Here is a 19,265-nt window from a genome sequence, read left to right on the forward strand (position 1 = left end):
TCAACACGTTTCGTGTTTATTCATTTTATTGCTTTATTGCGCTAATGAATATTAATTATTGATAGAATACCACGGGGATGTAATCATTGCAAAACAATTCTAAACGAAACTTAAATACCTGACTCAATTAGGCGTGATCCGTATCCTTCTGCATTTCAATCATATGACTTGGCATAACGGCTTGGAACGTAGCAATAAAAGCTTCAGCGGCCTTGGATAAATAGCGTCCTTTACGATAGGCAATAATCAGGGTTCGGCTTGGTGATGGATCTAATGGAAGAAAAACCGGAGTTAATTCACTACTTTTGGCACGTGCAATTAACCGTGGTACAAGGGATACCCCCATGCCTGCTGCAACTAGTGATTGTACAGTCTCCATATTGTTGCTTTCAAACACGACATTAGGTTCAAAACCCGCCTCCTTGCACAATTCAAGCGCTAGTCTACGGAAACCTTGCCCCTTTTTCAACAAAATGAAAGGTTCATCTGCTAGCTGAGCAAGCTTAACTGACTTATGAAGCTGACCAGATTGGGCTAAAGGATGCTCAGGTGGAACCGCAAGATCAATTTTTTCCTCTCCTATAATTTCATAGGTTAATGTTGGTTCTTGTAGTGGCAGGGATAACAAGCTTAAATCGGTTCCCCCTCCAGCCGTTAGCTTTTCTAAATGTAAGGAGCTGTCCTCAAGCAAAGTAACGTCAATGTGTGGATAAGCGGCCTTAAAAGCAGGCAACACATACGGTAATAAATGGGAGCCTGTGATCGGCATACTACCGATATGTACACGACCAGCACGTAGCTGTGATATATCGTCCATCTCTTGTCTTAATTGCTCCACAGCATCCATGATCCCTCTAGCATGAGTGATAAAGCTTTCGCCTGCATGGGTTAGCTCAACAGAGCTTGTATTGCGGTGAAAAAGCTTAACTCCTAGCTCCTGCTCTAGTTTGGATAACTGCTGACTAAGAGAAGGCTGGGCGATATGTAGTTTTTCCGCTGCTCTTGAAAAGTTTTTGGTTTCTGCAATTTGTAATGTGTATTGAAGCTGTCGAAATTCCATTGTGTTGCTCACTCCTGATTTATGTTTTTTGCTATAGAATATAATATCATTATAGGTTCTACCTATCAATTAAGCTGTGACTTCAAAGAAATTAGAAATGAGACTAGGTGTTAGAGTATAATATAAAGCAACACTTGTTATAGGAGGTTTTTTTGTGAAAGTATGGAAGGAAATTCGTGGTTGGGGATTATCCATCATTATTGGGTTTGTGCTTAGTGTTATTATTGGTATTTTTGTTATCCAACCCTACAGAGTAGATGGGCATTCTATGGAACCTACTTTAAATGATACGCAACGTATTTTTGCTTGGAAAACAGTGCATACATTAAGTAAGCTTCCTGCTTATGAGGATATTGTCATTATTGATAGTCGTGTTGATCGTAAACGCACGTTGTTTGATGATATTAAAGAAAATCCAATTGTGCAATTGTTTTCAGGTAACGGATCAGATGAAATCTTTTTTGTGAAGCGGGTAATTGGTTTGCCTGGGGATAAAATTGAAATTAAGGAAGGGCATCTATATCGTAATGGAAAAGAAGTAGATGAGCCCTACATTAAAGAACCGATGATGGCGGGGATGGATCAAAGCTGGGAGATTCCAGAAAATCATATTTTTGTAATGGGAGATAACCGTAATCATAGTAAGGATAGCCGTATCATTGGTCCCATTCCGTTAACACATGTGATGGGTGTAGATTTATAAGCGGAATAGGCGTATACCTGTTTCGCTTTGTGATATAGTAATAAGCATAGAAAATCAAACATTCTAGGGTGAGAATGAAAAGCCGGCAGGGAGCAGATGTTGGTGAATTTTCGATCTATACAAGGCACTTTTACGTAGGCCTACTCTGGGTAAGTCAAGGAAAAGTAACACAGTAGAGGGCGAAAAGGCGGGAACAGATGAACCTGAATGAGATTTCAAACGCGCCCAAGCACAGACAAAGGAGAAGAATGACATGAGCGAAAAAATCTATTCCTTAGTAGTGATTGGATACGGGGGAATGGGCAGTCAGCATGTTCGTATGCTTGAGAAGGTGGATCGAATTAAAGTTACAGGTATGTACGATACTAAGCAAGCTAGATTAGATGAAGCTGCATCACAAGGCTTTAAGACGTATGATTCTCTTGAATCGGTATTAACTGATGCCACCGTAGATATTATGTTAATTGCAACGCCAAATGATAACCATCATGACATTGCTGTTCGTGGTATGCAAGCAGGTAAGCATATTATTTGTGAAAAACCAGCGATGCTTAATAGTGGGGAAATTGAAGATGTGATGCAGGTATCTGAAAAAACAGGCAAGCTGTTTATGGTACATCAGAATCGCCGTTGGGACGAAGATTATTTAGCTGTGAAGAAGCTGATGGACGAAAATACATTAGGTGAAGTATTTTACTTAGAAACAAGAGTACACGGCTCCAGAGGTATTCCTGGAGATTGGCGACATGAAGCAAGCCGAGGTGGCGGAATGGTGCTAGATTGGGGGGTACATTTACTCGATCGTTTATTACTATTGTTCCCTGAGCCTGTGACAAGTGTGTATGCGAAATTAAGTTATATTCTTGGACATCAGGTAGATGACGGGATGAAGGCTTACATAACCTTTGAAAGTGGTAAAACAGCGCTAGTTGAGGTTGGGACTACGAACTTTATTCCTTTACCATTATGGTATGTGACTGGACGTTATGGTTCAGCTGCCATACAGGATTGGAGTATGAATGGTCAAGTGGCAACGTTGGATCGTGTCGATGATCATAAAGATGCTGAGCCGATTGTTGCTGGAGCAGGATTAACTAAAACGATGGCCCCTAGAACGAAAAAGGAAGATACAATTACAATAAATCCAGTGCCTAGAGTAGAATCTGACGTACGAGAATTTTATTATAATTTTATTGATAGCATTGAACAAACTAGCCAGCCAATTGTAAAAAATGAAGAGGTATTACGGGTCATGAAGCTAATGGAGGCGATTTTCGAATCGCATAAGTTAGGACAGGCTGTTCAGTTAAACTTATAGGTGGCGTATAATTTAGGCTCAATTGTAATTAGTGTTGACCAATTCCGCTACAGTACAAAGGGTGGTTTCAACCGTTGTTAAGGTTCTGTTTTCTGGAATCAATTGTTTTTGTCTGATGAAAATATAACCTTAAAGGCGGCCGCTTTGCTTTTACACCATCCCTTTGCCCTTCCGCCAGTATTGTTTGTTGGTCAATAAAAATTATAGATTAAGCCTCAATTAATGGATTAAATACTTATAAATAAAATACTTAAGTACCCTTGTTAATTTGGGGTACTTTTTTAGTTTGATTCCCCTTATAGGAAATACCTATCAATACGATAGCATCTATGTATTTCTAACATAACTTAAAATCTGATATAGTAGGATCATTAAAGAAACGGGATTCATAGTAAGGATTTATAGCAATTATTTTAGAAATATTTCAATTCAAGATAACCTATCTGAGGTGATTAAAAATGACAACTAAAAAAACGATGTATGAAAAAATTTGGGACAATCACGTTATTTTTCAAGAGGAAGGCAAGCCAAGTATTTTGTATATTGATTTACATCTTGTTCATGAGGTAACTTCACCTCAAGCCTTTGAAGGCTTAAGATTAGCGGGACGTAAAGTACGTCGTCCAGAATTAACATTTGCAACGATGGATCATAACGTACCTACGAAAGATCGCTTCAACATTAAGGATCCAATTTCTAAACAGCAGATTGATACCTTATCTAAAAACTGTGCTGATTTTGGTGTTACCTTGTATGACCTAGATACGATTGACCAAGGTGTTGTGCATGTCATGGGGCCTGAGCTTGGCTTAACGCATCCAGGGAAAACAATTGTGTGTGGAGATAGTCATACTTCTACACATGGGGCATTTGGTGCATTAGCATTTGGGATCGGGACAAGTGAAGTGGAGCATGTACTTGCAACGCAATGCTTGCAGCAAGCGAAAGCAAAAACGTTAGAGGTTCGTTTCAATGGTAAACGTAAACCAGGTGTAACCGCAAAGGATATGATTCTTGGTGTAATTGCTAAGTATGGTACTGATTTTGCAACAGGTTATGTTATTGAATATACAGGTGAGGCTATTCGTAGCTTAACGATGGAAGAACGTATGACTGTTTGTAATATGTCTATTGAGGGTGGAGCAAGAGCAGGTCTGATTGCGCCAGATGAAGTGACATTTGAATATTTGCGTGGACGTGAGCATGTACCTCAAGGCGAAGCTTTTGAGCAGGCAGTTGCAGCATGGTCTCAATTAGTAACTGACGAAGGTGCTAGCTATGATCGTATTGTCGATTTTGATGTAGATAGCTTAGTACCACAGGTGACTTGGGGAACGAGTCCTGGGATGGGAACAAGCATTGAAGCAGCTGTGCCTAATCCAGCTGATTTTGAAACTGAAAATGAACGTAAAGCGGCTGAAAAGGCGCTTGAGTATATGGGCTTAACGCCAGGTACACCAATGAAGGATATTGCCATTGATTATGTATTTATTGGTTCTTGTACAAATGGTCGGATCGAGGATTTACGTGCTGCAGCTGAAATTGCTAAAGGCTATAAGGTTTCAGATAAAGTCACTGCGATCGTTGTACCAGGCTCTGGACGTGTAAAAATTCAAGCCGAACAAGAAGGATTGGATAAAATATTTACGGAAGCTGGCTTTGAGTGGCGTGAAGCGGGATGCAGTATGTGTTTGGCGATGAATCCTGACGTATTATCTCCAGGACAACGTTGTGCTTCGACTTCTAACCGTAACTTTGAAGGACGTCAGGGTCGTGGAGGAAGAACGCATTTGGTTTCTCCAGCAATGGCTGCGGCTGCCGCAATTGAAGGACGTTTTGTTGATGTACGTGAGTGGGATATTAAGCAAGAGGTTGCTGCTAATTAATATATTAGGATAGCAGTTAAGGACAGTAATTAACGATTAAAGGAGTGTATTCTGATGGAGGCATTTACTAAGCACACAGGGGTTGTAGGTCCTGTTGATCGAGTTAACGTAGATACAGATGCAATTATTCCTAAGCAGTTTTTAAAACGGATTGAGCGTACAGGTTTTGGACAGTTTTTATTTTATGAATGGCGTTTTGATCCAGAAGGTAACGTAAATCCAGAGTTCGAGCTTAATAAAGCACGTTATGAGGGCGCTTCTGTCCTGATTTCAAGAGTTAACTTTGGTTGTGGCTCTTCGCGTGAGCACGCACCTTGGGCGATTTTAGATTACGGCTTCCGTTGTGTGATTGCACCTTCATTTGCAGATATTTTTTATAACAATTGCTTTAAAAATGGGATTTTGCCGATTAAGCTGTCTGAAGAGCAGGTAGAGCAGCTATTCCAAAAAACAGCAGCGAAGGAAGGTTATCAGCTTCACATTAATTTAGAAGATAAAGTGATCACCGATGATGAAGGCTTAGAAATTAAATTTGAGCTTGATGAGCATCGTCGCCAATTTTTACTTCAAGGTCTAGATGATATCGGCTTAACGTTGCAGCATGAGGATTTAATAACAGCATATGAGCAAAAGAGAGCAGCCCAAGCGGTATAACGTTAACCATAAGTATTAAAAGTTAACCAATTTACAAAATTCCCCTTCTTTATCCTTTGGATTTAATTTTTTGCATAGGATGAAGAGGGGGTTTTTTGTTTTTTTTTGGATTGTAAAAAAAGAAGATCCTACTTAATTTGTTGCCTGGCCGCAACTTTTGTCATACCTAAACGTCTAATATGTCGTCTGGTAAAACACAGAGGTTGCGGGATTCTCTTCTTTATCAGAAAAAAATTGAGAATGGTAGGGGTGACGGATGAAAAAAACAAGTTGGTTCGTAATGTTTGTGATTGTTTTTTTAATGGCTTTCCCGCAAAATGGGTTTGCTGCTTCAAAAACAGGGATTGTGCTGGATGGTAAGACCCTTAATTTGCCCAAGGATGTGCAGGTACAAAATATTAAGGGAAATATAATGATTCCAATTCGTGTCGTTGTAGAGGAGCTGGGATTTGAGGTCAACTGGGATAAAAACACGCGCACGGTAACGATAAAGCAGGACGCAACTACTTTACAGCTTGTCATTGACAAAAATGTAGCGAAGGTAAACAGTAAAAATGTTACACTTCCTCTAGCACCAATGATTAGTAATGGGACAACGTTAGTGCCTCTGCGTTTTGTAAGTGAGCAAATGGGACTTGATATTAAGTGGGATAACACGGCTAAAGTTGTTTATTTAACAAGTCCTAAAAAAGAGAATCCAGATCCTAATCAAAATCAGGATTTAGCCAAAGTGGGCGGGATTCAATTTATTAACAATCAATTAAACATTGAAGTAAGCAAGAAGGTGAAACCAAGTATTTTTAAAATGACTGCACCTGATCGTATTGTAGTAGATTTACCATACAGTACATTTGCAGACAATTTTTCAGCTAATCAGGTTTTAGATGCTAACAATACTGGTTACATAGATATAGTAGACCATGCTAATGTCAATAAAATCCGGTATGCTATGTTTAGCCAAGATCCTTCTACTGTTCGTGTTGTGATTGATATGAATGGAGCAAGCAATTATACAATATCAACAAATAACGATAATTTGGTAGCAATTACATTAAGTGATGATCCATCTTTGCCTGTTAATAACGGTAAAAAGTTAGTCGTGATTGATGCAGGTCATGGTGGATCTGATCCAGGAGCAATTAGCGTCAAGAAACGTAATGAAAAAGATTTTAACCTTGCGGTGGCTTTGAAGGTGGAAGCCTTGCTTAAAAAAGAGTCAGAAATTGAATATGTGATGACACGTGACCGTGATGTTTATCCTACATTGCAGGATCGCGTGGATTTAGCAAACCGGATTGGGGCAACAATCTTTATTTCTATTCATGCGAATTCGTCTACAAGTAGCGCTGCAAATGGAGTTGAAACGTATTATACACGTCCTGACAGCTTACCTTTAGCAAATGTCGTGCATAAGTACTTAGTATCTTCTACTGGCTCAGTGGATCGTGAGGTTCGCGTTAAAAGTCTAAAGGTGACTAGAGAAACCCAAATGCCGGCTGTATTAATCGAGGCGGGATATCTCAGTAATGCGACTGAGGAAGCTAAACTTTATACAGAACAATTTCAAAACAAGCTTGCAGCAGGAATTGTGGCATCCATTAAAGAATATTTAGATGTAAAATAGGCTAAGGGTAAGGGGGAAACTAAAATGAAGAGAAAATTATGGATATCTAGCCTGATGTTATTAACTGTTATCGTATTAGCTACAGCTTGTGGACAAAAACAACAAACTGCCGGTCCTAATAATGAAAAGAATAGTAATGTAACAACACCTGCGGCGGCAGATCCACAAAAGCCAAACGAACAAGATGAAGATCAAACGAAAGAAACCATTGATGCCTATTTTACTGATGAGCAAATTATGGATTTGAAGAAGGAATCTAAAGAGATCACATATAAAGACAACAATGAAAAATATATTGCTGCTTTAAAATCTCTGCAATCTGCAAATGATGATAAACTAATTTCCTTATGGGCAAAAGTGATTTTTAAAACTGCCCAATTTAAGGACGGTTTAGTAACTGTGGATATCACTCTCCCTAATGAAGCTAGATTGGGCTCAGGTGGTGAGTCATTAGCAATTGATGCACTTAAAAGCACCTTGTTTCAATTTACAGAAGTGAAAGAGATTGAGCTGCTTGTAGATGGCGCCAAGGTGGATACATTGATGGGACATGTCGAGCTAGAGCATCCCATGACGAGATCACAATAACGAACTAACCTATAAACGAGACACTTAATTTTATTTTTTTAAAGGAAATGAAAAGAATTTGTCGAATAGAATAGTTTGGTGTGTTGTCTAATGCAAAAACAGAAAGTATAATATTATACTTTCTGTTTATTTTGAAATGAGCATTTTACATATGCTGAATGACTAAACTTTGATCTATGAACTTTTGATCTATGAACTGAAGGGAGATATAATTAATGGCCTCATTTAAACGTAATATTAAGCGTAATTCTAAAAAATTAGTTTCAACCGTCTTGATTTCTGCCATGTGTCTAAGTGGAGGTGTAGCTGCTTTTGCAGATAATACTTCAACTACTGGAAATACAAGCAATAATAGCTCAAATACAGCAACAAATGCTGTTTCTATATTTAATGATGTGAAAAGTGGCTTTTGGGCTGAGAAGCATATTTATAAGCTGGCTTCACAAGGGATTATTTTGGGGGATAAAGGTAATTTCCGCCCGGGTGATAGCGTAACACAACAAGAAGCAATCACGATGGCAATTCGTTTTATGAATATGGAGAATAGCTTAGGTAGTGGAGAAGCTGCTCCTACTGATTTGAAGGTAGACAACTATTTTAAGCCCTATTTAGAGCTTGCACTGAAGCAAAACTTAATTCAGAAGAATGAAGAGCTAAAGCTTACAGGAGCAAAAGAAACATGGGGTAAAAAGAAAGCATCAAGAGAATGGGTCGCTAAAATTTTAGTCCGTGCGATTGGACAAGAGTCTCAAGCGAAGTTAGCAGCAAATACGGCTTCTACTTTTGCTGATGCTAATAACATTTCCAATGAAAATAAAGGTTATGTGAATTTAGCTGTACAATTAGAGCTTGCTAATGGAGTTGCAGGTAACAAATTTGATCCAAAGGGCAACGTAACGCGTGCCCAAATGGCAACCTTTTTAAGTCGTGGTGGCGAGCATTTTGATGCTAAATACAGCACCTCCTTTGAAGGGGTAGTAACAGAGCTGTCTGATTCAACTATCACTCTACTAGTAGACGGAAAGCTAAAAAGCTTTAAATTAGATAATCGTTCTGTTTATTTCACGAAAGATTCCGAGACTAAAATTGCTAAAGCTGATGTACAATTGTTTACGAAAGTATTAGTTATCGACAAAGTGGGCTCTGCGGCATACGTTGAAGTGAGAGATGCTAAGCAACAGCTTACAAGTACAGAAGGAACATTGCTACGTGTATTGGATAAAAATCGTTTGCTGATGCTTGTAGACAATGAATCTGTAACGTATACGTATGATGATTCAACTGTATTTACCGATCAAAATGGGACTAAGATCAAGGCTTCTGATTTAATTCCTGATAGTACATTGGTTGTAAAGCGCGAAACGTATTCTGGTCTAAACAAACCAGTGGTTGTACAGGTGAAATCAGCAGTAGTGAATGCAAATGATACTGGTGTTGTTGAACAAGTGGATACTACTAATAATACAATTACGATCAAAAATAGCGCAGGAAATACTGAAACATTTAAGCTGGATAGCAGCTCATTAGTTCGTTATCAGACGCAAATCTTGACACTGGCTGATGTGAAGTCAGGCATGTCTATCAAATATAGCGTTAAAAATAGCATCGTTGATGCGATTGAAATTAACAAGGGCGTTGAGCGTACAGTTACAGGTACTTTGCTAAGTGTAGATGGTATAGCATTCATTACGTACAGTAATTCAGCAGGCACACCTGAGGTGAAGAAGCTAGCAGATAAGCCGGTAGTTGAAATTACAGGAATTACAGATGCAAAATTAAGTGATTTGATCGCAGATGTTAGAGGTGGCGATAAGATTGAACTTACAATCAGTGCTGATGAGCAAGTATCCAAGATTGTAGTGTTAGGTCGTCAATCCGAGCAATTGACTGAAGCGACTGTAAGTAAATATGATGCTAAGCTAAAAGCACTTATGGTTATTGATTCTAATAAGAAATTACATGCCTTCAAGCTAGATGACAAAACAAAGGTAGAATACAATTCTGCACAACCGACATTAGCAGGGGCAGAATCCTTATTAACAGAAGGTAGAAAAATTAGCTTAACTGTAATTGGAGATCGTGTATTATCATTAAGCGTAGTTTATAAATATGATGGTACATTTGTTTCCGCAAATACCGCTGCAAAAACGGTAACGATTCAAGTTGCTGATGGTAGCACAGTTACTGTCCCATATCAAGGTACACAGCCGCCAGTTTCCTTGTATGGCAAATCCAGTGCCACGATTTCAGACCTTCGTGTTGGCGATGCAGTGACATTGGTGTTAAGTACAAATCAAGATACATTACAAACGTTAGCTGTAAAATCAGCAGTTCAATTTGAGATTGTATCTGTAAATAGCTCTACTAATCGTATTCGTGTATTAGATAGTAATTCAGTTATTGACGAAATTTACGTGGATGGTACAACAATCACGGATTACAATGGCGTTATTTTAAAGGTTGCTGATTTAGCGCAAGGGCAAACGGTAAACATTAATTTTAGTGGTCGGACAGCAAATTCGGTACAAGTTGTCAAGCTTACTTTAGGAAAAGTGTTAAGTGTAGATAACAACACATTGCAAATTAAAACCTTTGCTGGTGGTACTGAATCCTTTGCAACAAACAATGTTAAAGTGATTAAAAATAATGGTGTTTCTAATGGTATTGGGGTACTAAATACTTCAGATCATGTTGAGGTTCGCAAAAGTCCAGAAGGCCAAGTCGTGGTTAAAGTGTTAACCTCACTTGAAAGAAAAGTATCTCGTTATGACAATTTAAATAAAGAAATACTTGTCATTAGATCAAGTTTGAGCGATAATAATTATCGCTTTGCTGTAACTGCTGACACTTATGTTCATCAGGGAGATACGACAATATCTGTACAAACTTTAAAGGAAAATGATAAAATTGTTTTATATTTCAATGGTGATAAATTAGTTGAGGTTGAAAAGCAATAATCATTTACGTGTGAATAACCGTCTTGATGCGGGCTCACCCCTGAGTCAAGACGGTTATTTTGAACGTGAGGGAGAGGGTGGAGACATGAATGCTGCTGGTGTCCGTTACATCTTGGATCAGATTGGGCTCATGTTTCCAGATGCACATTGTGAATTAGTGCACAATAATGAGTTTGAACTCACTATTGCTGTATTGTTGTCTGCACAATGTACCGATGCCACCGTAAATAAAGTGACTGTGGATTTATTTCAAAAGTATAAGCAGCCAGAGGATTATGTTGCTGTTCCAATCGAAGAGCTAGAGCAGGATATTCGCCGCATAGGTCTGTTTCGGAGTAAAGCGAAGCATATTCAAAAATTGTGTGCCATCCTTATTGAGCAGTACGATGGAAAAATACCTAGGGAGCTTAATGAGCTAGTCAAGCTGCCAGGGGTGGGACGGAAAACGGCAAATGTGGTTATGTCCGTTGCTTTTGGTGTACCAGCCATTGCTGTAGATACGCATGTAGAGCGTGTGAGTAAACGGCTAGCACTTGCAGCCTGGAAGGATAGCGTACTAGAGGTTGAGCAAAAGCTGATGAGAAAGGTGCCAAGAGAAGAATGGACGCTAACTCACCATCGCTTTATTTTCTTTGGACGTTATCATTGTAAGGCACAAAATCCAAACTGCGAGGATTGTCCACTTTTGGATGTGTGTCGTGAAGGAAAAAAACGTATGAAACAGCTTCAAGTCAGAAAAGATAAGAAGTAAAAAGTAAAAAGTAAAAGTGGTAAACCTTTGTATTAGATGCTGCAAAGAAATGAGTATTAAAAAGCAAAGAGATGAATAGTAGAGGATGGGAATGGCATGAGATGTATTTCTGTATACACTGACAATTTTGAATTGTTTTCAGATGTGTTTGAACAAGTAGTTGCCCTTGATTTGCAAGAAAATGATGAGCGTGAGATTGACGGTTTAATCGTCAGTGATTCTGGGGAAGTACCTGAGCATTATTTAGAAAGAATGGCAGTAAAACCAGAGGTTGTTGTGATGAAGGATAAACAAAAAGGAATTACTATTTTGCAGCATGGTAAAGTATTTGAAATTTTAATTCCTTCTGAATCAGATGTGTTGGAAGGTAATAAGGAAATCATCTAATTTTGGCAAACGAGGAACTGTTTGCTTTAAGGTAGATATAAAAAATCGGTCTTTCTCGCGAAGACCGATTTTTTATATGTATAAATATGATGTAATCCCTTCCATGAATGTTGTGGGTGAGGTAGAATAGTTATATTTCATGTAAAAGGTGTATTAAAAATAAAATGTGTTTAATTATAGGTGGTGGTTATAAAAGGCAACTCTATATAGATATCATGTCGCTGATGTACATAGTCTAGGATTAGAGATGTAGAGGAGGGAAAGACTTGGAGGTTTTAAGGCAATTACGAATCTATTATAAAGAAAAGTTTAGCTATTTAATATTATCGATGTTGTGCTTGGCAGCAGCAACCGCATTAGGATTAGTTTTGCCACAGTTATTACGAGGACTAATTGATGATGTTATTATACCTGGTAATTATGGCGACGTGATTTGGCTAGCTTTAACGGCGATCGTTATCGTTATTTTCAAAGCAATATTGCAATTTCTACATGGTTTTTTTGGTGGACGCTTAGGTAACTTTCTTGCTTATCGTCTTCGCAATGCCTGTTATGAGAAGCTACAATTTTTATCATTTCGTTATTATGATACAGCTAAAACAGGCGATTTAATGTCACGTTTAACGGGTGACCTAGAAGCGATACGTAACTTTATTGGGTTTGGCTTCGCCCAATTATTAAATTTATTTTTGATGGTTACCTTTGGTTCTGTTGTCATGTTGTCAATTAGCTGGAAACTAACGATTTTGGCACTCATAACGATTCCTTTTCTTGCAGTTGTGGCGTTAAGGTTTGAAGGTAAAATTCATCCAGCGTTCCAAGAAATGAGATTGGCACTGAGCTCATTAACAACAGCAGTTCAAGAAAACGTTACAGGTGTACGTACAGTAAAATCTTTTGCGAGAGAGCCGTATGAAATTGAAAAGTTTTCAACTCGTAATGAACGGTATAAGGAAAACCAAATATTTGCCGCAACGTTATGGAGTCGGTTTTTCCCTTTTATGGAGTTATTAGCTTCGATTAGTGTAGCTGTATTGCTAGCTGGTGGAGGAACATTAGTAATTAAGGGTCAGTTAACCTTAGGGGAATTTGTCGCATTTTTTAGCTTGATTTGGTATATCATTGGACCGATGTGGGGATTAGGTTTCCATATTAATAACTATACGCAATCAAAAGCTTCAGGGGAACGTGTCCTTGAAATTTTAAATCATGAAATCGATATTAAAGATGAACCACACGCGATTGTTCTTCAACCAGAACAGATTCAAGGAAATGTTAGTTTTGACCATGTTACATTTGCTTATGGCAATAAAATGGCGGCGGTTCAGGATATTAATTTTGAAGCACCTTCAGGTTCTGTCATCGGATTTTTAGGGGGAACTGGTTCAGGTAAATCCACAATTATTCAATTATTGATGCGTGCTTATGAAGTAAATGATGGACAGATTTTAATCGATGGACATAACATCAATGATATTGAGATTAAATCCTTGCGTAGTCAGATAGCTACCGTATTCCAGGAAACATTTTTGTTCTCCTCAAGTATCGTAAATAATATTGCTTATGGTATGAGTAACGTCACGATGGAGCAGGTTGTTGCTGTAGCTAAGTTAGCTAAGGCACATGAATTTATTATGGAGCTGCCAGATGGCTATAACACTGTCGTTGGTGAAAGAGGAATGGGCTTATCTGGTGGGCAAAAGCAGCGGATCGCCATTGCTCGTGCCTTATTAAAAAATCCTAAAATACTAATTTTGGATGATGCTACAAGTGCTGTAGATATGGAGACAGAACAAGAGATTCAAGCTGGCTTCCAAGAGGTGATGGCAGGTAGAACCACATTTATTATTGCGCATCGTATTTCCTCACTTAGACATGCGGATGAAATTCTTGTGCTAGATGAAGGTCGAGTTGTTCAGCGTGGTAAGCATACAGATTTAATTAACGTAGAGGGACCTTATCAGGATGTATACCGTATTCAGTATGCAGATCATTTAGAAAAACAGAAAGAACGGCAAAGTGAGGTGAAGCCTTGATGAGTACAGAGGCAACAGCACCCAAAAAGAAAGTAAACAAAGTAAACAACTCCATTGAAGGTCGATTTGTTTATCAGGATGATGAAATCATCGACAAAGCATTTAACTGGAAGCAGTTTAGACGGTTGTTTTCTTATATGAAGCCGTATGCAAAGCAACTATTACCACTAATTGCGCTTCTGACTATTTTAGGTACAATTACAAAGCTAACTGTTCCTTATTTAACGAGTCAGGCGATTGACAAAGCGATCGCACCCGTCAATGGCACACCAAGCTTATCCTTATTGTATATTTTAGCGAGCTCCATCGTTGTTTTATATTTAATCCAGTGGGCGGCAGGGATATATCGTATAAAGTACACCAACATTATTGGGCAACGTGTCATCTACGATATTCGTTCTGATCTATTTAAGCATATTCAGAAGTTATCCTTCAATTTTTTTGACAAACGTCCCGCTGGTTCCGTTTTAGTTCGTGTAACGAATGATGTAAACTCTTTGCAGGATTTATTTACAAATGGTGTAGTCAATTTGATGATTGACTGTGTTCAGCTTCTAGGGATCGTTATTATATTATTAATTATCAATTGGAAGCTTGGTTTAGCCGTGATGATTACAGTACCAATCATGTTCCTTATTTCCACTAAGCTCAGAAAAAAAATAAGATATGCTTGGCAAGATGTACGTATGAAAAACTCTAGAATCAATTCTCATCTAAATGAATCGATCCAAGGAATCAGAGTCACGCAAGCGTATACACAAGAGCATGAGAACATGCGTTATTTTGATAATATGAATATGGACAGCAAAAAGTCATGGGATAAGGCTTCTGCCATGAACCAAATGTTTGGTCCACTGATTGAAATTACAGGTGGTGCGGGTACATTTATTTTGTTTGTGTTAGGTACGCACCTTATTCAGAGTGGGGAATTAACGATTGGTTTGCTTGTTGCTTTCTCCAATTACGTAGGTAATTTTTGGGACCCAATTAATCGGTTAGGACAAATGTATAACCAGCTACTCGTAGCGATGGCTTCCTCAGAACGTATTTTTGAATTTATCGATGAAGAGCCAAATATCGCGGATAAGCCAGGTGCACGTCCATTGCCAGACATTAACGGAAATATCAAATTCGATCATATCGTTTTTGAATATGAACAAGGTCGTCAAGCGCTTAAAGGAATTAGCTTAGATGTTAAATCAGGGCAATCTGTAGCACTTGTTGGACATACGGGTTCAGGTAAAAGTACAATCATCAATTTGCTAAGTCGTTTTTATGATGTGACAGAAGGTGCCATTACGATTGATGGTTATGATATTCGGGATGTAACGGTACAAAGCTTGCGCAGTCAAATTAGCGTGGTGCTTCAGGATACCTTTATTTTCTCAGGCACAATCAGAGACAATATTCGTTTTGGACGTCTCGATGCAACTGATGAAGAGGTAGAGGAAGTTGCGAAGTCTGTAGATGCACATGATTTTATTATGAAGCTACCAAAAGGTTATGATACAGAAGTTGAGGAACGGGGTAGCGCGTTATCAATGGGACAACGACAATTACTGTCGTTTGCACGAGCCTTGCTAGCGAATCCACGAATTTTAATATTGGATGAGGCTACAGCAAGCATTGACACAGAAACAGAACTGAAAATTCAAGAGGCGTTAAAGGTATTACTTAAAGGCAGAACTTCCTTTATCGTGGCACACCGATTATCTACGATTCGTAATGCAGATTTAATCGTTGTGTTGGATCATGGAGAGATTAAAGAAACAGGAAGTCACGCCCAATTAATGGAACAACAGGGTATTTATAATGGTTTAGTAGAAGCACAATTTAGATATTTGTAACAATTTGTCGAAAAGATTGTAAATTTAATAGAAGCCCCTTGCAAAATTGGTGAAAAACCATGAAAATAGAGATAGAATGTTTGAGAAGTATTAACTTCATGTTAAATCAGCATCAAGATTTGTCATAAATCTCATTTCGGGAGGTTTCATTTTTTATGTGGGGGGCTCCTTTATCTGAAAATGCCAAGTCTATCATGCTGCTTGGTAGTGGAGAATTGGGCAAGGAAGTTATAATCGAAGCTCAGCGCCTTGGTGTGCGTACAATTGCAGTAGATCGTTATGAACATGCACCTGCCATGGGTGTAGCTCATGAGTGTTATGTGATCGACATGCTCGATGGTGCAGCCTTAAGAGCGCTTATTGAGCGTATAAGGCCTGATGTTATTGTCCCTGAGGTTGAGGCAATTGCCACAGATATGCTGCTAGAGCTAGAGCAGGAAGGCTTTTTTGTTGTTCCAACAGCTACAGCAACTAGATTAACGATGGACCGAGAAGGAATTCGTAGACTTGCTTCTGAAAAGCTTGGCTTACCTACAGCAAGATATGGTTTCGCTAATAGCCTTGAAGAATTGAAGCAGATAGCACTTTCTATCGGTTTTCCTTGCGTGATTAAACCTTTGATGAGTTCATCGGGTAAAGGTCAAAGTGTGTGCCGTAGTGAACATGAGCTTGAGGCTTGTTGGAATATGGCGCTTGAAGGTGCACGAGCAAAAAAAATGCGTGTTATTGTCGAAGCATTTGTACCGTTTACAAGTGAAATTACGTTGCTCACGGTTCGTAGTATTAGTGGTACTACTTTTTGTGCCCCGATTGGTCATATTCAACAAGATGGTGACTACGTTGAGTCATGGCAACCTCATCCATTAAGCCAAGCACAGCTTGCGGAAGCGCAGCAAATGGCGACTGCAATTACAGATGAGTTAGGTGGATATGGGTTATTTGGGGTTGAGTTATTTGTAACAGACAATGGCATTGTATTTAGTGAAGTTTCTCCTCGTCCACACGATACAGGGATGGTAACGATGGTTACGCAGGATTTGTCAGAATTCGCTTTACATGTCCGTGCTATCCTTGGTTTTCCAATTCCTTCTGTTACGCTCCTAACAGCAGGTGCTTCAGCAACATTGAAGGCGGGTCAAGAAGGAGTACATTTTCAGATTGGTGGTTTGGATGAAGCATTAGCGATTCCAAGAACACAGGTACGCGTATTTGGTAAACCACTTTGTAAACCTGGTCGTCGTATGGCAGTAGCCTTAAGTGCAGCAGAAACAATTGATGAAGCCCGCAATCGTGCAAAAGCAGCGGCAAATTTATTAAAGGTGGTATGGTCCAATGAGTAGTCAAGCCTTTGCTCCAGCATTGGTAATCCGAAAATGTTGCTCTAATGATGTACAAGAAATGTTACCATTAATGCGCCAGCTATGTTATCCTACAACACCTAGTGTACTTAAAGAACATTTGTCCATGCTTGATAAGCATCCGCAAGAGTGCAGCTTGATTGCAGAAATAGATGGACATGTCGTTGGTACAACTTTCTTGAAATTATATCAAACTCATGACATGGCTAAGCCGGTAACCCGCATAACAGCCATGATTGTTGATGAAGAGCATCGTCTTTCAGGAATTGGTAAAAGACTACTGCAGGAAGCAGAAAAATGGAGTAAAGAACAAGGAAGCTCAAGGCTATACCTTTCTTATGGTGAGCATAACAGCGAAGCACGTGCTTTTTATGAACGTTTAGGATACACCTGTACTGGTTATCGCTTAAGTAAAAATATTTAATAAAAAAGAGTCATACCTAAAAATCATTGCATTTTAGGTATGACTCTCTTTTGTTAAGAGGGAACTTTTTGTTCTCTTAATGTATCATGGTATAGCCCTAAGCATCCATCATATATAAGCTCCAGCCCTTCATTATACTCAAAATCAGAAGGGGTAGTAAGCTTTACAGGTTTTTCAATCAACTCTATACCTCCTTGTCTTAGCACAGTATGTACAAACTGAGAACAAAAATAGGAGTCCTCTCCACCTAATTCTCGATTTAATATCACGCCTATAATACCAATATAATTATAGCTGTAACGCTCCTGGTTTAAGGAAAATTGTTCCACAAAGCATTGCATTGTGTTGTAGGTTTCTTCATTTACGGTATATTTGTATAGTGCACAACGTGCCTGTTTAAACAACTGAGAGTGTATCGTTTCCTGTACAAACCCACCAAAAATAGGAATTAGCTCGTGCTTACGTCCAAAGCTATACATTGTGTTTAATTGCTCATCAAAAGCGATCGATACGTGATTAAAAGGTGCTTTTGTATACCAACCGATCATTTTAGCTATAAATGAGCATGGATTACTGAGTACGATATAAATATTTTTTGTTCCAGCCATAACTTGCACCACTTCCATCCCAGTTTTCAAGTCATTTGAGGTCGTTAAACCTTAATGTATATCCTTATGTTACTTCAATTTAGGTCGCTACAAAACAGCCTTAGGTTGGGAAAAAAACTAGACTAAAGTTATAGTTTACCTTCCAATTTTTGCACATGCATATCTTACTTTATTCTGATAAAATAGGAAAGAACTCATTTTAAACAAATTTTGGGAGCTTAGGAGGCAATACAACATGGAAAAAAGGAATCAGAGTCCAACCACTAAGCGGATTTTTATCTCTATTTTAGTGTCTTCACTGTTAACATTATCTGTAATGTCTAGTGGGGAAACCGCACATGCTGCTTCTACCTCAAAGGCGATCAAACAACAAGAATTAGCAGTTGCATTTGCTAAAATCCAGAAGGAACGAGCTGCAGAGGTTGTTGATTTAGTTAACAAGGAGCGTGTGCAGGCAGGACTAAAGCCGTTAGTTGTACACACAAATTTAACGAATATGGCTAAAAATAAAGCAATTGATATGTATAAAAATAATTATTTTAGTCATACCTCGCCTAAATACGGATCTCCTTTTGATATGATGGACTTGTACAATATTACGTATCGTTATGCCGGAGAAAACATTGCCAAAGGGCAGCAATCTGCAAAGGAAGTTGTTAAAGCATGGATGGATAGCCCAGGCCATAAAGCAAATATTTTAAATAAGAACTTTGGACTGATTGGTGTAGGTTATTACAACGGCTATTGGGTACAGGAGTTTGTAGGTAAATAGAGGTCTGATTTTGGTTCTATATAAAAATTAGTGGTTGACAACGACTGGAGGTTGGCTACGATCCAGAGCGTTCTTGCGATTGTTGTTAAAATCATATTCCTTTTTATTGAAGTGAATTAATTGGTGGAATTTGATTTTAAGAGACAATCTTCAGAATCGCTCTGTCTCTTCGCTAGTTTGGGTTAGCGGTCAACCACTAATTTAAATAAAGAGCCAAAATTGATAAGAAAATGAATAAGCAAACACAAGTTTCCTATTGGAATGCTGTGTTTGCTTATTTGCATATTGTTTT

16 protein-coding genes are annotated in these 19,265 nt (G+C 38.6%); 14 read left to right on the forward strand and 2 right to left on the reverse strand.

Annotated elements, in window-relative coordinates:
- Positions 1-127: 127 nt before the first annotated feature.
- Entirely contained in the window at positions 128-1,060 is a 933-nt protein-coding gene (locus J2Z32_RS19345; RefSeq protein ID WP_210090841.1) for a LysR family transcriptional regulator, read from the reverse strand.
- A gap of 154 nt (positions 1,061-1,214) precedes the next feature.
- Between J2Z32_RS19345 and lepB the strand changes: the two genes are divergently transcribed.
- The 13 genes from lepB to J2Z32_RS19410 all read left to right on the forward strand — a co-directional run bounded on the left by lepB (position 1,215) and on the right by J2Z32_RS19410 (position 17,593).
- The gene (lepB, locus tag J2Z32_RS19350) at positions 1,215-1,763 is read left to right on the forward strand and encodes a signal peptidase I (RefSeq protein ID WP_210090842.1); all 549 of its coding nucleotides are present in this window, start codon (positions 1,215-1,217) and stop codon (positions 1,761-1,763) included.
- Between the two features lie 253 nt (positions 1,764-2,016).
- On the forward strand, positions 2,017-3,081 hold the full coding sequence (locus J2Z32_RS19355; RefSeq protein ID WP_210090843.1) for a Gfo/Idh/MocA family protein: 1,065 nt from the start codon (positions 2,017-2,019) through the stop codon (positions 3,079-3,081).
- Positions 3,082-3,539: 458 nt separating this feature from the next.
- Entirely contained in the window at positions 3,540-4,967 is a 1,428-nt protein-coding gene (gene leuC / locus J2Z32_RS19360; protein WP_210090844.1) for a 3-isopropylmalate dehydratase large subunit, read from the forward strand.
- A 54-nt stretch (positions 4,968-5,021) separates the two neighbouring features.
- Positions 5,022-5,621 (forward strand): 3-isopropylmalate dehydratase small subunit, encoded by a 600-nt coding sequence (leuD, locus tag J2Z32_RS19365; protein ID WP_210090845.1) that lies wholly within the window; start codon positions 5,022-5,024, stop codon positions 5,619-5,621.
- A gap of 256 nt (positions 5,622-5,877) precedes the next feature.
- Complete coding sequence (locus J2Z32_RS19370; RefSeq protein ID WP_210090846.1) at positions 5,878-7,245, forward strand: N-acetylmuramoyl-L-alanine amidase family protein; 1,368 nt, start codon at positions 5,878-5,880, stop codon at positions 7,243-7,245.
- Positions 7,246-7,269: 24 nt separating this feature from the next.
- Positions 7,270-7,833 (forward strand): GerMN domain-containing protein, encoded by a 564-nt coding sequence (locus J2Z32_RS19375; protein WP_210090847.1) that lies wholly within the window; start codon positions 7,270-7,272, stop codon positions 7,831-7,833.
- A gap of 215 nt (positions 7,834-8,048) precedes the next feature.
- On the forward strand, positions 8,049-10,790 hold the full coding sequence (locus J2Z32_RS19380; protein WP_210090848.1) for an S-layer homology domain-containing protein: 2,742 nt from the start codon (positions 8,049-8,051) through the stop codon (positions 10,788-10,790).
- A gap of 85 nt (positions 10,791-10,875) precedes the next feature.
- Positions 10,876-11,541: an endonuclease III gene (gene nth, locus J2Z32_RS19385; protein ID WP_210090905.1), complete on the forward strand. Its 666-nt coding sequence runs from the start codon at positions 10,876-10,878 to the stop codon at positions 11,539-11,541.
- 96 nt (positions 11,542-11,637) lie between these two features.
- Positions 11,638-11,928 (forward strand): NAD/NADP transhydrogenase alpha subunit, encoded by a 291-nt coding sequence (locus J2Z32_RS19390; protein WP_210090849.1) that lies wholly within the window; start codon positions 11,638-11,640, stop codon positions 11,926-11,928.
- Between the two features lie 266 nt (positions 11,929-12,194).
- A complete protein-coding gene (locus J2Z32_RS19395; protein WP_210090850.1) occupies positions 12,195-13,964 on the forward strand; it encodes an ABC transporter ATP-binding protein in 1,770 nt (589 codons plus the stop codon).
- Positions 13,964-15,811, forward strand: a complete 1,848-nt coding sequence (locus J2Z32_RS19400) for an ABC transporter ATP-binding protein (RefSeq protein WP_210090851.1) — start codon at positions 13,964-13,966, stop codon at positions 15,809-15,811. Before J2Z32_RS19395 ends, J2Z32_RS19400 begins: the two co-directional genes overlap by 1 nt.
- 155 nt (positions 15,812-15,966) lie before the next feature.
- The gene (gene purT / locus J2Z32_RS19405; RefSeq protein ID WP_210090852.1) at positions 15,967-17,151 is read left to right on the forward strand and encodes a formate-dependent phosphoribosylglycinamide formyltransferase; all 1,185 of its coding nucleotides are present in this window, start codon (positions 15,967-15,969) and stop codon (positions 17,149-17,151) included.
- Entirely contained in the window at positions 17,144-17,593 is a 450-nt protein-coding gene (locus tag J2Z32_RS19410; RefSeq protein ID WP_210090853.1) for a GNAT family N-acetyltransferase, read from the forward strand. Before purT ends, J2Z32_RS19410 begins: the two co-directional genes overlap by 8 nt.
- Before the next feature lie 53 nt (positions 17,594-17,646).
- On the opposite strand, the gene J2Z32_RS19415 is transcribed toward J2Z32_RS19410, so the two are convergent.
- Positions 17,647-18,201, reverse strand: coding sequence for a hypothetical protein (locus J2Z32_RS19415; protein ID WP_210090854.1), 555 nt, complete (start codon positions 18,199-18,201; stop codon positions 17,647-17,649).
- A gap of 235 nt (positions 18,202-18,436) precedes the next feature.
- Between J2Z32_RS19415 and J2Z32_RS19420 the strand changes: the two genes are divergently transcribed.
- Positions 18,437-18,973: a CAP domain-containing protein gene (locus J2Z32_RS19420; protein ID WP_210090855.1), complete on the forward strand. Its 537-nt coding sequence runs from the start codon at positions 18,437-18,439 to the stop codon at positions 18,971-18,973.
- The last annotated feature ends 292 nt before the right edge of the window (positions 18,974-19,265 follow it).

It is taken from the genome of Paenibacillus turicensis, from assembly GCF_017873435.1.
In the GTDB taxonomy this organism is placed as follows: domain Bacteria; phylum Bacillota; class Bacilli; order Paenibacillales; family Paenibacillaceae; genus Fontibacillus; species Fontibacillus turicensis.